The 12,708-nt window shown below is 70.0% G+C and carries 12 protein-coding genes; 7 read left to right on the top strand and 5 right to left on the bottom strand.

The window, feature by feature from the left end:
- Positions 1-5: 5 nt before the first annotated feature.
- The 3 genes from KBC94_RS04650 to araD all read right to left on the bottom strand — a co-directional run bounded on the left by KBC94_RS04650 (position 6) and on the right by araD (position 3,543).
- On the bottom strand, positions 6-986 hold the full coding sequence (locus tag KBC94_RS04650) for a tripartite tricarboxylate transporter substrate binding protein (RefSeq protein WP_294366817.1): 981 nt from the start codon (positions 984-986) through the stop codon (positions 6-8).
- A 41-nt stretch (positions 987-1,027) separates the two neighbouring features.
- Entirely contained in the window at positions 1,028-1,738 is a 711-nt protein-coding gene (locus KBC94_RS04645; protein ID WP_294366815.1) for a ribonuclease activity regulator RraA, read from the bottom strand.
- A 74-nt stretch (positions 1,739-1,812) separates the two neighbouring features.
- A complete protein-coding gene (gene araD, locus KBC94_RS04640; protein WP_294366814.1) occupies positions 1,813-3,543 on the bottom strand; it encodes an L-arabinonate dehydratase in 1,731 nt (576 codons plus the stop codon).
- A gap of 101 nt (positions 3,544-3,644) precedes the next feature.
- Here araD and KBC94_RS04635 point away from each other — a divergent pair, with 101 nt between their 5' ends.
- On the top strand, positions 3,645-4,334 hold the full coding sequence (locus tag KBC94_RS04635) for a GntR family transcriptional regulator (RefSeq protein WP_294366811.1): 690 nt from the start codon (positions 3,645-3,647) through the stop codon (positions 4,332-4,334).
- Between the two features lie 33 nt (positions 4,335-4,367).
- Here KBC94_RS04635 and KBC94_RS04630 read toward each other — a convergent pair whose 3' ends face one another.
- Positions 4,368-5,372, bottom strand: coding sequence for a 2OG-Fe(II) oxygenase family protein (locus KBC94_RS04630; RefSeq protein ID WP_294366810.1), 1,005 nt, complete (start codon positions 5,370-5,372; stop codon positions 4,368-4,370).
- A 535-nt stretch (positions 5,373-5,907) separates the two neighbouring features.
- Between KBC94_RS04630 and KBC94_RS04625 the strand changes: the two genes are divergently transcribed.
- The 5 genes from KBC94_RS04625 (at position 5,908) to KBC94_RS04605 (ending at position 10,012) form a co-directional block, all read left to right on the top strand.
- Positions 5,908-6,936, top strand: coding sequence for an ABC transporter substrate-binding protein (locus tag KBC94_RS04625; protein ID WP_294366808.1), 1,029 nt, complete (start codon positions 5,908-5,910; stop codon positions 6,934-6,936).
- A 17-nt stretch (positions 6,937-6,953) separates the two neighbouring features.
- On the top strand, positions 6,954-7,916 hold the full coding sequence (locus KBC94_RS04620; RefSeq protein ID WP_294366806.1) for a 2-oxoglutarate and iron-dependent oxygenase domain-containing protein: 963 nt from the start codon (positions 6,954-6,956) through the stop codon (positions 7,914-7,916).
- Between the two features lie 140 nt (positions 7,917-8,056).
- Positions 8,057-8,326 (top strand): hypothetical protein, encoded by a 270-nt coding sequence (locus KBC94_RS04615; protein WP_294366804.1) that lies wholly within the window; start codon positions 8,057-8,059, stop codon positions 8,324-8,326.
- Between the two features lie 206 nt (positions 8,327-8,532).
- Positions 8,533-9,051: a nucleoside deaminase gene (locus KBC94_RS04610; protein ID WP_294366802.1), complete on the top strand. Its 519-nt coding sequence runs from the start codon at positions 8,533-8,535 to the stop codon at positions 9,049-9,051.
- A gap of 130 nt (positions 9,052-9,181) precedes the next feature.
- A complete protein-coding gene (locus tag KBC94_RS04605; protein ID WP_294366800.1) occupies positions 9,182-10,012 on the top strand; it encodes an urease accessory protein UreD in 831 nt (276 codons plus the stop codon).
- 248 nt (positions 10,013-10,260) lie between these two features.
- Here the strand turns inward: KBC94_RS04605 and KBC94_RS04600 are convergent, their stop codons facing one another.
- Entirely contained in the window at positions 10,261-10,497 is a 237-nt protein-coding gene (locus KBC94_RS04600; protein WP_294366798.1) for a hypothetical protein, read from the bottom strand.
- Between the two features lie 122 nt (positions 10,498-10,619).
- Between KBC94_RS04600 and KBC94_RS04595 the strand changes: the two genes are divergently transcribed.
- Positions 10,620-12,080, top strand: coding sequence for an MFS transporter (locus KBC94_RS04595; protein ID WP_294366796.1), 1,461 nt, complete (start codon positions 10,620-10,622; stop codon positions 12,078-12,080).
- The last annotated feature ends 628 nt before the right edge of the window (positions 12,081-12,708 follow it).

Below are 12,708 nucleotides of genomic sequence, written 5' to 3'. Positions count from 1 at the left end.
GCTCCTCAGTCGGCCGTGGCGCCGGATTTCTTCACCAGCTCGGCCCAACGCGGGATCTCCTGCGCCATGAAGTCGCGCAGTTCTTCCGGCGAACTCGCCACGATCTCCATCGCGAGCTGGCCTTCGAGCTTGTCCTTGACGTCGGGCTGGCGCAGTGCCTTGACGATCTCGGCATTGAGGCGCTGCACGATGGGCTTCGGCGTGCCCTTGGGCGCATACACGGCCTGCCAGGACGACATCTCGAAGCCGGGCAGCCCGGCCTCGATCATGGTGGGCAGCTGCGGCTGCAGTGCGATGCGCTTGCCCGCGGTCACGGCCAGCAGCTTGAGCTTGCCGCTCTGCACCAGCGGCAGCGCCGCCGTCACCTGGTCGAACATGAAGGGCACGAGGCCCGCCGCCACGTCGGTCATGGCCGGCGGCGTGCCTTTGTAGGGCACGTGGGTGAGCTTGACGCCGATGGCGTCGGCGAACATTTCACCGGCCAGGTGCGTGGACGTGCCCGCGCCCGACGATGCGAAGTTGCGCTTGGACGGGTCCTTCTTGAGCAGCGTCACCAGCTCTGCCACAGAGTTGACGCCCAACTGCGTGTTGACGATCAGTACGTTCGGCAGGCGGGCGGTAAGGCAGACGGGTTCGAAGTCCTTCACCGGGTCATACGGCAGCTTGCGGTACAGACTGGCGTTGATGGCGTGCGTGCTGATGGTGCCGCCGAAGAGGGTGTAACCGTCGGGCGCGGCCTTGGCCACGTATGCGGCACCGATGCCGCCGGCCTGGCCGGGGCGGTTGTCCACCACCACCGATTGCTTGAGGCTTTCGCCCAGCTTCTGGGCCAGGGTGCGGCCAACGATGTCCGTGGAGCCGCCCGGCGTGAAGGGCACCACGTAGGTGATGGGCTTGGCGGTGGGCCACTCGGCCTGGGCCTGGGCCAGCCCGGGCAGGGTCAGGGCAATGCCGGCCTGCAGGGCCTGGCGGCGGTTGATGGTCATGGTGTCGTCTCCGTTGTTGTTCGAGGGGTCGGCCTGCGGGCTCAGCGGCCGCGCTCGGCGCGCCAGGCGGCGAAGTCGCTGCGGCTTTGCTCTTCGGTGGGCGGATAGAGGCCGAGGATGGATCGGCCCTCCATCACCTTCTCCTGCACGAAGTCCTCGAAGGCCGTCATCTCCGTGGCCTCGGCCGCGACCTCGTCGGCCAGGTGGGCGGGGATGACGATCACGCCTTCGGCATCGCCCACCACCACGTCGCCGGGAAACACCGGGGCATCGCCGCAGCCGATGGGGCCGTTGATCTCGATGGCCTCGTGCAGCGTCAGGTTGGTCGGGGCGCTGGGCCGCAGGTGGTAGGCCGGCATGTCGTAACGCGCGATGTCGGGGCTGTCGCGAAAGCCGCCGTCTGTGACCACGCCGGCCACGCCGCGCTTCATCAGCCGCGCAACCAGGATGCCGCCGGCCGAGGCCGCCCGCGCGTCCTTGCGGCTGTCGATCACCAGCACGGCGCCGGGCGGGCACTGCTCCACCGCCTGGCGCTGCGGATGGTTGCGGTCGAGGAAGACGTCGATGCGGTTGCGGTCCTCGCGCGCCGGCATGTAGCGCAGCGTGAAGGCCTCGCCCACCATGTTGGGCAGGCCGGGGTTCAGCGGACGCACGTCCTGGATCATCTGGTGGCGCAATCCGCGCTTGAACAGCGCGGTGCACAGCGTGGCGGTGCTGACCTTCATCAGCAGCGCGCGGGTCTGGTCTTTCACGAAGGGCTCCTGTCGGAAGAAGAGAAAGTCGGTGCGGGAGGCACGGGCGCGCTGCAATCCGCGCCCGGCCAGCGTCAGAAGATGTCCGGCTCCGGCACCGGCCGGCCGAAGCTGGTTTCGAGGAAGTCGAAGTCGCAGCCCTCGTGGGCCTGCTTGATGTGGCGGCCGAACATCCAGCCGTAGCCGCGCTCGTAGCGCGCCGGCGGGGGGTTCCAGGCGGCGCGGCGGCGGGCGAGCTCCTCGTCGTCCACATGCAGGTGGATGCGCCGCGTCGGCACGTCCACGCTGATGCGGTCGCCCGTCTGCACCAGCGCCAGCGGGCCGCCGACGGCCGCCTCGGGCGAGCAGTGCAGCAGGCAGCCGCCGTAGCTGGTGCCGCTCATGCGCGCGTCCGACAGCCGCAGCATGTCGCTCACGCCCTGGCGCAGCAGCTTGGTGGGGATGGGCAACATGCCCCACTCCGGCATGCCGGCGCCGCGCGGCCCGGCATTGCGCAGCACCAGGATGTCCTCGCCCGTGACGTCGAGCGCCGGGTCATCCACGGCTTTCTTGAGCGAGGGATAGTCGTCGAACACCAGCGCACGACCGGTGTGCTGCAGCAGGTGCGGCGCGCAGGCGCTGGGCTTGATGACCACGCCGTCGGGCGCCAGGTTGCCGCGCAGCACGGCCAGCGCGCCCTCGGCATAGATGGGGTTGTCCAGCGGCCGGATCACGTCCGCGTGGTGCACCTCTGCACCGGCGATGTTCTGGCCCAGCGTGCAGCCGTTGACGGTGAGCGCCTCGGTGTGCAGGTGGCCGCGGATCGCCTCCAGCAGGGCGCGCAGGCCACCGGCGTAATAGAAGTCCTCCATCAGGTAGGCGTCGCCAGTGGGCCGGATGTTGGCGATCACGGGCACGCGGCGGCTGGCGGCGTCGAAGTCCTCCAGGCTGACCGGATGGCCGGCGCGGCGCGACATCGCGATCAGATGGATGATGGCGTTGGTCGAGCAGCCCATCGCCATGGCGCAGGCGATGCCGTTCTCGAAGCTGGCGCGGCTGAGCAGCCGCGCGGGCGTGAGGTCTTCCCACACCATCTCGACGATGCGGCGGCCGCAGTCGGCACTCATGCGGATGTGGTTGGCATCGGCGGCAGGAATGCTGCTGGCGCCCGGCAGCGTCAGGCCCACGGCCTCGGCGATGCCCATCATGGTGGCGGCCGTGCCCATGGTCATGCAGGTACCGTGGCTGCGGGCGATGCCGGCCTCCATCTCGCGCCAGGCGGTCTCGTCCAGTCGGCCGGCGCGCCGCTCGTCCCAGTACTTGAAGGCGTCGGAGCCCGACCCCAGCACGCGGCCCTTCCAGTTGCCGCGCAGCATGGGGCCGGCGGGCAGGTAGATGAAGGGCAGGCCCATGCTGGTGGCGCCCATCACCAGGCCGGGCGTGGTCTTGTCGCAGCCGCCCATGAGCACGGCACCGTCCACCGGATGGCTGCGCAGCAGCTCCTCCGTCTCCATCGCCAGGAAGTTGCGGTAGAGCATGGAGGTGGGCTTGACCATGCTCTCCGACAGCGAGATGGCCGGCAGCTCCAGCGGCCAGCCGCCGGCCTGCAGGATGCCGCGCTTGACGTCCTCCACCCGCTGCTTGAAGTGGCTGTGGCACTGGTTGGCATCGCTCCAGGTGTTGACGATGGCGATGACGGGCTTGCCCATCCAGTCCTCGTAGCCGTAACCCATCTGCAGCACGCGCGAGCGGTGGCCGAAGGATCGGAAGTCGTCGGGGGCGAACCAGCGCGCGCTGCGCAGGCTCTCGGGGGTGCGTCGGGTCATGAAAGCGTGTCTCCGGCGCCGCCGGTGGTCGTCTGTCCGGCGGTCGAGGCGCATTGAAACACTAATATATTAGTGCGTCAAATGCCAGAATCCGGGCGCTGATGGCTCCCTTGTCCAAGACCCGACTCGACCGCACGCGCCTTGCCGCGCCGCAGGTGCTCGAAACGCTGCGCGGCGCGATCCTCGCGCTCGACCTTCCCCCCGGCTCGGTGCTCGCGCGCCAGGAGCTGGCCGACCATTTCGGCGTGAGCCAGACGCCGGTGCGCGAGGCCCTGCTGCGCTTGGCCGAGGAAGGGCTGGTGGATGTGTTTCCGCAGCACGCCACGCTGGTCAGCCGCATCGACATCGCGGCGGCACGACAGTCCCACTTTCTGCGCCGCTCGCTGGAGCTGGAGCTGGTCCACCAGCTGGCGACGAGCGCGCCGCCCGAGCTGCTGGCGCGGCTGAAGGCCACGGTGACCCAGCAGTCGGCGCTGGCCAAGGCCCAGCGTTATGGCGACTTCGTGGAGGCCGACCGCGACTTCCACCGCCTGATGTACGAGGCCGCCGAAGTGCCCGGCCTGTGGGCACTCGTCAACAAGGCCTCGGGCCATGTGGACCGGCTGCGGCGGCTGCACCTGCCGACGGCCGGCAAGACCGAGTCGATCCTGCGCGACCACCGCGCCATCGTGCGCGCCATCGAGGCCGGCGACCCGGCCGCCGCGCAGCAGGCGCTGCGCACCCACCTGTCGGGCACGCTCAGCGCAGTGGACGAGATCTGCCGGCAGTATCCGGACTACGTGCTCGTCTGAGCACGGTCGGGTCCGCCTCCTGCGTGGCGAGGCTCAATACTTCTTGCCGAAATTCGCCGCAATCCGCTGCTTGAGGTAGTCGCCCGCCGTGATGGACGGGTACTTGCCCGAGGGCGATTCGATCAGCGCGTCGCGGTTGGCCTGGCAGAAGAAGGCGATGCTGTAGCGCGGACCCATGTACTCGCCCGGCAGCGGGTTGCGCACGCGGTGGAAGTTGCTGGGCAGCTGGTCGTCGCTCCAGCGCATGAGCATGTCGCCGATGTTGCAGGTGATGACGTCCTCGTCGGGCGGGATGGAGGTCCATTCCTGCTTCTCGAATTCCTTGCCCGGGCACACCTGCAGGCCGCCCTGCCCCTGGCGCTGGTAGAGGATCGTGAGGCAGTCGAAATCGGTGTGCGCACCGGCACGCCAGAGGTCCAGGTTCGCCTGCGCCTCGGGCGGGATGGCGTAGTAGTGCAGCAGACGCAGCGTGCTCTGGTACTCGGCGCTGGACTTGTCGTGCGCGCGGGTGAAGAACTCGGTGTCGAAGCCGAGCTTGAGCGCAAAGCAGGACAGCACCTTCATGCCGATCTCCCAGCTCTTCTGCTCGAAGGCCAACATGGCAGCCTTGAAGCCGGGCAGCTCCACCTCGGTCGGAAAGAGCGGGCCCATCAGCGGCAGCGTGATCTGGTAGCTCTCCTTCTGGTCGGCGGTGCCGGTGGAGGGCCGCACCTGTGCCTTGCTCTCCCAGCCGGCGTTGTTGGCCAGCGGGTACTGGGCCTTCACCGCATCGGGCAGCGCGAAGAAGCGCTCGGCCTCGGCGAAGGCGGCGCGGATGTCGGCCAGGTCGATGCCGTGGTCCACCAGCTGGAAGAAGCCGACGTCGACGGCGGCATCCCACAGCTGGTCGGCGATCTCGGCGCGGCGGGTGTCGAAGTCGGCCAGGCTGATGCGGCGCACCTCGCGGGTGGTGGTCTCCGAACCCATCGCGCCCATGCGCGATTCCTTTTCAAGCTCGGCAAGGGCGAAGTCGGGGGCGGTGGTGGCGATGGCGGTCATGGTGGGGCTCTCCGGTGAGTGGGGTGGAAGGAAGTTGTCCGTCCGTCGGAGACCATGGAGGGCGGGCTTCGGGGCTGCTGCTGCATCCTGATCGCGCCGCGCCACGGTGCACGTGGGCAGGACGTCAAGAGCAATTCCCGGGCCGCTGACACCTGCCGGGGCGGCAGGCGGGCGTTGCTGAACGCTTCTACTCTCTGGGCCGCGATTATGGGCGGCGCACCCCGGGACGCAGCAAGCGTTTTGTGCGCTTTCCGAGATCGACCAAGGGTCTCTTGCGCCAAGCCGGGGCGTGACCAACCAGGGCGGTGCGCGCGCCGCCATGGCCGCACCACACGCGAGCGCTGGTGGTGCACGAGCCCAGGCCGCGCGGGCGCGCAGGCATTGCAACGCGCGCGGCATGGATCGTGCTGAAACCCTTGCAGGAGTAGAAGCGTTCAGCGGCCCCACCCGGAGCCGCCCGGAAATTGCTCTGGCATCCCCGCGCCCGGCCCACCGCCCGCGGGGCTTTCCAACGCATTTGTTCGAAGACCGCACCATGCTGCACCGCCGCTCCCTCCTGGCCGCCTCGGGCGCCGCCACCCTGCTTGCCGCCACGCCCTTCGTGCGTGCCCAGGGCTCCCTGCAGAAGTTCAAGTTCAACCTGGGCTGGAAGGTCGAGGCCACGGCCGCCGGCTTCCTGCTGGCGCAGCAGCGCGGCTACTACAAGGACGCCGGGCTCGACGTGGCCATCGACACCGGCAACGGCTCGGCCGCCGCCATCAGCCTGGTGGGCAGCGGCGCCTACGACTGCGCCTCGGCCGATCTGGCCACCATGGTCGAGTTCGACGTCAACAACCCCACGGCGGGCCTCAAGGCCGTGGCCATCCAGTACGACCTGAACCCCAACGCCATCCTGGTGCGCAAGGACGGCCCCATCAAGAAGCCCACCGACCTGGCGGGCAAGACGCTGCTGGGTCAGCCCTTCAATGCCTCGCGCAAGCTGTTTCCCGTCTTCGCCAAGGCCCAGGGCTTCGACCCGGCCAGCGTCAAGTGGGAGAACGTGGCGCCCGACATCGGCGACACCCGCTTCGTCAAGGGCGACTTCGACGGCGCGGGCTACTTCTACTTCACCGGTCTGCTCAACCTCAAGCTGCGCGGCATGGGCCCGGAGCAGATCACGGCGTTCCGCTTCTCGGACTACGGCATGAAGTCGTACGGCAACGGTCTGGTCGCCAATGCGAAGAGCATGGAGAACGCCGAGGCCATGAAGGCCTTCGTCAAGGCCACCACACGCGGCTGGATCGAGGCCATGGCGGACACGAAGGCGGGCGCCGCCGCCATCAAGGCCCGCGAACCGCTGGCCAACGAGGCCATCGAGCACGAGCGCCTGCAGCTGATCGTCGACGGCAGCATGAAGACACCGGGCACGATGGCCCTCGGCTGGGGCGCCGCCACGCCCGACCGCCTGCAGGCCACCATCGACGAGACCGTCGCCGCCTTCGGCCTGAAGAGCTCGCCCACCGTGGGCGACATCTGGACCGACCGCTTCCTGCCCACGGCTGCCGAGCGCAAGCTCAAGGCCTGACAAGGTACGAGGCCGCCATGACCATCCCCGTCATCGACCTGGGCGGCGCGCTCGCCCTGGGCGGGCCGCGCAGCGCCGAGGTGGCCGCGCAGATGCGCGCCGCCGCCATGGCCTCGGGCTTCTTCTACGTGCGCCACCATGGCGTGCCGGCCGCGCAGGTGCAGGCCCAGTTCGAGCTGGCCCGCCGGCTGCTCGACGTGCCGATGGCCACGCGCGAGGCGCTGGAGATGCACAAGTCGCCCGCGATGCGCGGCTACGAGCTGATGGGTGCACAGACCCTCGACGCCGCCGCCCGCCCCGACCTCAAGGAAAGCTTCTACTGCGGCATGGCCTACCCGGCCGACCATCCCTATGTGCTCGCCGGCTACCAGACCTACGGCCACAACCAGTGGCCGGCCGAAGTGCCCGAGGCGCCCGCGCAGTGCGAGGCGTACATCCAGGCCATGCTGGCCCTGTCGCGCCGGCTGATGCAGCTGATGGCCCTCTCGCTCGACCTGCCCGAGACCTGGTTCGACGCCACCAGCGACAGCCCCATGGTCACGCTGCGCATGATCCGCTACCCCGCCCACCCCGAAGGCGCCGACGCGCGCACGTTCGGCGCCGGGGCGCACACCGACTGGGGCGCCATCACCATCCTGGCGCAGGACGGCCACGGCGGCCTGGAGGTGCAGATGCCCGGTGGCGACTGGCTGCCCGCCACGCCCATCGCAGGCTGCTTCGTGGTCAACCTGGGCGACATGATTCCGCGCTGGACCAACGGCCTGTACCACTCCAACCCGCACCGCGTGCGCAACCTGCATTCGGGCGGCGCGCCGCGCTATTCCATCCCCTTCTTCTACGAGCCGGACTACCTGGCCCGCATCGAGGCCGTGCCCGGCACCGTCGCAGCGGGCGAGACGCCCCGCTTCGCGCCGTGCACGGCCGGCGAACACCTGGTGGAGATGTACCGGCGCACCTACGGCATCGCCGCCGCGGCCTGATGCGGTGGCGCGCCGGGCTACCCGCGCCGGCCCGTGCCGCTGTCGCAAACAAGTACTCACAGTCGACACAAGGCCTTGATCCAGCGTCACACTTGTTTGTGAATTAAGTCACAGAATGGCGGTTCGCACAGGAGGTGGCGATGTCCCTCGAATACCTGGCTCGCATCGAGAAGGAACGCTTTCCGCTGGCCGTCCGACAGACGGCCGAGGTGGACCACGTGCTGCTGCTGAAGGCTGCCCAACTGATCACCGCCAGCGTGCCGGCCGTGGGGCCTTTCGGGCCGGGCTCCGCCCGCGAGGCGGTCGTCTTCGGCATCACCGAGCTGGGCCTGCGCACCCTTCGCCAGTCGACGCTGCCACCCGAGGCACCGCTGCACCGGCAGGAGCGTTCGCTGGACTTCGACGTCTGATCGCCCGAGCCCGCACCGATCCTCCTTTCCTTCCTGCCGGCTTCATCGCAGGCCGTCCACCTTCGCCAGGCTTGGCGCATTTCAATCCCTGTCCCGTGCCCATCGCGCGCCTTCCGGCGCGGCTGGCATGCCTCCTGCAGTCTGCGACGCCCGGCCGTTCTGCCTCTTCCCCCTTCGTTCCGCGGCACCTGCCCGCCGCCCGCTCCATGTCTTTCTCCACCCTGCTTCCCCCGGAAGTCGCGCTCGACGAACGCGACGGCCGCTACCTGCGCAAGGCCATCGGCTGGTCGCATGCCGGCCGCCGCCGCGGCAACCGCCCTTTCGGCGCCGTCATCGTGTCCGAGGACAACCGCGTGCTGACCGAGGATTACTGCAACAGCGGCGAGACCGGCGACGTGACCGGCCATGCCGAGGCCAATGCCATCCGCAAGCTCGCCGGCCTGGGCCTCGGCCGCGAGGTGCTGGCCAAGGCCACGATCTATTCCTCGGCCGAGCCGTGCGTGATGTGCGCGGGGGCGATCTTCTGGTCGGGCATCGGCCGCGTGGTGTTCGGCATCGATGCCGAGCGGCTGCGCGAGTTCCGTGGCGAGCGCTCGGACCAGCGCGATGCCGAGCTCTCCTGCCGCGACGTGTTCCGCGCCTCGCCGCATGCCATCGACTGCCTCGGCCCCGCCCTGATCGACGAGGCCGGTGCGGCGCACTTCGGGGCCTGGAAGGCCGCGTAGTCTGCGCGGCTTCATTCCGGACGCGCCTCCGGCCGCCGCACGGCGATGCCGCCCCGCAACGGTCGGCGGCAGGCCGTCTCTGCAGCCTGCGCCGCCGAGACCGCACTTTCCGCCTGCTTAGACTCCCCCGATGCCCTGGCACGCCCGACTCTCCATCGACTATGCCGCGCGCGACGGCCGCAGCGTGGCGCGTTTCCGCCATGACGGTCCGCTGCGCATCCTGCAGAGCCTCTACCCCGAAGGCGACACCATCTGCCACAACGTGCTGGTGCACCCACCCGGCGGCCTGGTGGGTGGCGACACGCTCGACATCCACGCGACGGCCGCTGCCGGCAGCCACGGCCTGGTCACCACGCCGGGCGCATCCCGCTTCTACCGCAGCGAAGGCGAACCCGCGGTGCAGCAGACGCACCTGCAGGTGCAGGCCGGGGCGCGGCTGGAATGGCTGCCGCTGGAAGCCCTGTGCTACAGCGGCTGCCAGGCCCACAACCGCCTGCGCATGGATGTGGAACCGGGCGGCGAATTCATCGGCTGGGACGTGACGGCCCTCGGCCTGCCCCATGCAGGCCAGCCCTTCGTGGCGGGCAGCCTGCAGCAGCACCTGGAGGTGCCCGGTGTCTGGCTGGAGCGGGGACGCATCGAGGCCGGCGATGCCCCATTGCTCGACGGTGCGCTGGGCCTGGCCGGTCGGCGCTGCATTGCCTCGCTCTTCCATGTGAGCGGCACGCCCATCCCTCGCGAACGGCGCGAGGCCCTGCTGGAGATCGCCCGCACCCGCATCGACAGCCACGCCCTGGGCGAGGCCGCCGGCGCCACCAGCCCACAGCCCTCGGTGATCGTCGTGCGGGTGCTCGCGCCGGTGGTCGAGCCGGCGATGCAACTGCTGCGGGGCATCTGGACCGACTGGCGCCGCGAACTGTGGCGGCTGGACGGGGCGCCGCCGCGCATCTGGTCCACCTGAATCGGCGCATTGCCGGCATGGGCCCGGCATCGGTCGTGGCGCAGGGCCGGGCGTGGGGCTTCCGGCCCGTCTCGCAGGCTACGCAGGAAACGGCGCGGGCAGCGGCTCCGGCGAGGGCGACGGCGGCACAGGCGGCGCGGGTTCCGTGCCGGGCGGGAAAGGTTCGGTCAACGGCGGCACCGGGGTGGGCGGCGGCGGATCGATGACGGGCACCGTCTCGCCCATTGGCAGTGCGTCGTGCCCGCGCTTCATTGGCGATCCTCCTGTTGCTGGCGACGTTCGTCGCCCAGCTTTTCCATCATCTTCTCGCCCACCGGGTCCTTGCCGTCGAGGGGCACGGACTCTTCCTGGGTGACTTCCGGCTCGTCCTTGTAATGCGTGCCGGGCGAGGCCTTGTCCTGGCGGGGCGTCTCGCGCTGCGGCGACGAGGCGGGCGTCGCGCCTTGCGTGGCGACGTCCTGGGAGGGGTCTTGGGATTGGGTCATCGCCGCGACGCTGCGGCCCAGCGCCCGGGTCCGTCTACGTCCATTCGCCACATCGCCTGTCAGCCATGGCCGACGCCTCCGCGTCCCGGGCCGCGCTAGCGTGGCCCGCAGATCGGAGCGCCATGACGACCCTTGCCACTTCTTCCTCTCCGTCGGCGCCTGCAGGCGCCGACATCCCCGCACGACTGGACCGACTGCCCTGGTCGCGCTGGCATTGGCGCGTGGTGATCGCGCTCGGCATCGCCTGGGTGCTCGACGGGCTGGAGGTGACGATGGTCGGCTCCATCGGCGGCGTGCTGGAGCGCGGCGACACCCTGGGCCTGACGGCCGCGCAGGTGGGCCTGGCCGGCTCGCTCTACGTGGCCGGTGCGGTGACCGGTGCGCTGGTCTTCGGCCGCATGACCGACCGGCTCGGCCGCAAGAAGCTGTTCATGCTCACCTTGGCCGTGTACGCGGCCGCGACCTTCGCCACCGCCTTCTCGCCCACCTTCGCGATCTTCGCGGTCTGCCGCTTCTTCACCGGCCTGGGCATCGGCGGCGAATATGCGGCGATCAACTCCGCCATCGACGAGCTGGTGCCGGCGCGGGTGCGGGGCCGGGTCAACCTGGCGATCAACGGCAGCTTCTGGCTTGGCGCCGCGCTGGGCGCGGGGCTGGCGCTGGTGGTGCTCGACCCGCGGGTGTTCGGCCCGGTGTGGGGCTGGCGGGTGGGCTTCGGGCTGGGTGCGTTGCTGGCCCTGGCCATCGTGCTGATCCGCCGCCATGTGCCCGAGAGTCCGCGCTGGCTGGCCGCGCACGGGCGGGCGGCGGAGGCCGAGCGGATCCTGGCCGACATCGAGGCCCAGGTGGCGCGGGAGCACGGGCCGCTGCCGCCGCCGGTCGTCCATGCGCCGGTGGGCCACCGGCCCAGCCCCAGCCTACGCGAGGTGGCGCGCGTGCTGCTGGTGCACTACCGCCAGCGCAGCGCGGTCGCGCTGGGGCTGATGCTGTCGCAGGCCTTCTTCTACAACGCGATCTTCTTCACCTATGCGCTGGTGCTGACGCGCTTCCACGGCGTGGATGCGTCGCGGGTGGCGCTGTACATCTTTCCCTTCGCGCTGGGCAATGTGCTGGGGCCGCTGCTGCTGGGGCCGCTGTTCGACAGCGTGGGCCGGCGGCGGATGATCGCCCTCACCTATGCGGGCGCGGGCGTGGGCCTGGCGCTGACGGGTGTGGCCTTCATGGCGGGCTGGCTGGATGCCTTGACGCAGGCGCTGGCCTGGTCGGCGGTGTTCTTCCTGGCCTCGGCGGCGGCCAGTTCGGCCTACCTGACGGTGAGCGAGGTGTTTCCGCTGGAGATGCGGGCCATCGCGATTGCGCTGTTCTACGCGCTGGGCACGGGTGCGGGCGGCTTCGTGGCGCCCTGGCTTTTCGGGGCGTTGATCGAGACGGGCAGCCGCGGGGCGGTGGCCATCGGTTACGGCATCGGTGCGGCACTTGTCATCGCGGCGGGGCTGGCGGCGCTGCGCTGGGGCGTGGATGCGGAGCGGCGCACGCTGGAGGAGATTGCGCCGCCGATGGAGGGGGCGCGGCGGGGGTCTTGAGCCGGTCGGGTGGGTGGGGCAGTCAGGGTGTACTGTTGCCAGTCGTAGGGGCGCTCTGAAGGCCTGGGTTCGCAGGTCGTCGGGGCGGTAACCCGGCAGAGGGCGCCGGCATGCGCGCTCCCGGTGCACGCTCGCGCTGACCGGCTTGTTGCGCGACACAGGTGCTCGCTTTCCACCGACGTGCTTGCCGCACTGCACGGCGCCGCGAATGGCACCTCCGCACGCACACCGGCACCCTCCGCCTCGACGCTGCGCGCGAGCCCTCCCGTTTTTAGGACCCTGGGTCTTTGACGCCGTTGGGTCTTCGGCGTCGTCGGGTCTTCGGGTGCTCTGGGCCCTTCGGGCGCTGGAGCTAATGCCGGCCAGTCAATCCCAACCCGTTCGGGCTGAGCCTGTCGCAGCCCGCCCCTATAGGCAGCACGCAGGCGGCTCAAGCACCGCCGGGCATTTGCGCCGCGCGCCGCTCTGCCCTTCGACAGGCTTGTATGGTTTGGTTTCCACCAACCAAACCGTAAGAAAGGGCGAGGAGCCGGGATGTAGGGACATCGACAGGCATCGGCGGTAGCTTCAGACCCTACCGACCGACACCCTGAGTCATCACCCCATCCCTGCGCCGAGCGTCGATAAG

It is taken from the genome of Pseudacidovorax sp. (assembly GCF_017991995.1).
GTDB lineage: Bacteria > Pseudomonadota > Gammaproteobacteria > Burkholderiales > Burkholderiaceae_C > Xenophilus.
The sequence above is the reverse complement of the archived record's forward strand: the minus strand, read 5'-3'. Positions and strand labels throughout refer to the sequence as shown.

Coding starts and splice junctions, on each gene's coding strand:
- KBC94_RS04650 (WP_294366817.1), bottom strand. CDS start 986: ATGACCATCAACCGCCGCCAGGCCCTGCAGGCCGGCATTGCCCTGACC.
- araD (WP_294366814.1), bottom strand. CDS start 3,543: ATGACCCGACGCACCCCCGAGAGCCTGCGCAGCGCGCGCTGGTTCGCC.
- KBC94_RS04635 (WP_294366811.1), top strand. CDS start 3,645: ATGGCTCCCTTGTCCAAGACCCGACTCGACCGCACGCGCCTTGCCGCG.
- KBC94_RS04630 (WP_294366810.1), bottom strand. CDS start 5,372: ATGACCGCCATCGCCACCACCGCCCCCGACTTCGCCCTTGCCGAGCTT.
- KBC94_RS04625 (WP_294366808.1), top strand. CDS start 5,908: ATGCTGCACCGCCGCTCCCTCCTGGCCGCCTCGGGCGCCGCCACCCTG.
- KBC94_RS04620 (WP_294366806.1), top strand. CDS start 6,954: ATGACCATCCCCGTCATCGACCTGGGCGGCGCGCTCGCCCTGGGCGGG.
- KBC94_RS04615 (WP_294366804.1), top strand. CDS start 8,057: ATGTCCCTCGAATACCTGGCTCGCATCGAGAAGGAACGCTTTCCGCTG.
- KBC94_RS04610 (WP_294366802.1), top strand. CDS start 8,533: ATGTCTTTCTCCACCCTGCTTCCCCCGGAAGTCGCGCTCGACGAACGC.
- KBC94_RS04605 (WP_294366800.1), top strand. CDS start 9,182: ATGCCCTGGCACGCCCGACTCTCCATCGACTATGCCGCGCGCGACGGC.
- KBC94_RS04600 (WP_294366798.1), bottom strand. CDS start 10,497: ATGACCCAATCCCAAGACCCCTCCCAGGACGTCGCCACGCAAGGCGCG.
- KBC94_RS04595 (WP_294366796.1), top strand. CDS start 10,620: ATGACGACCCTTGCCACTTCTTCCTCTCCGTCGGCGCCTGCAGGCGCC.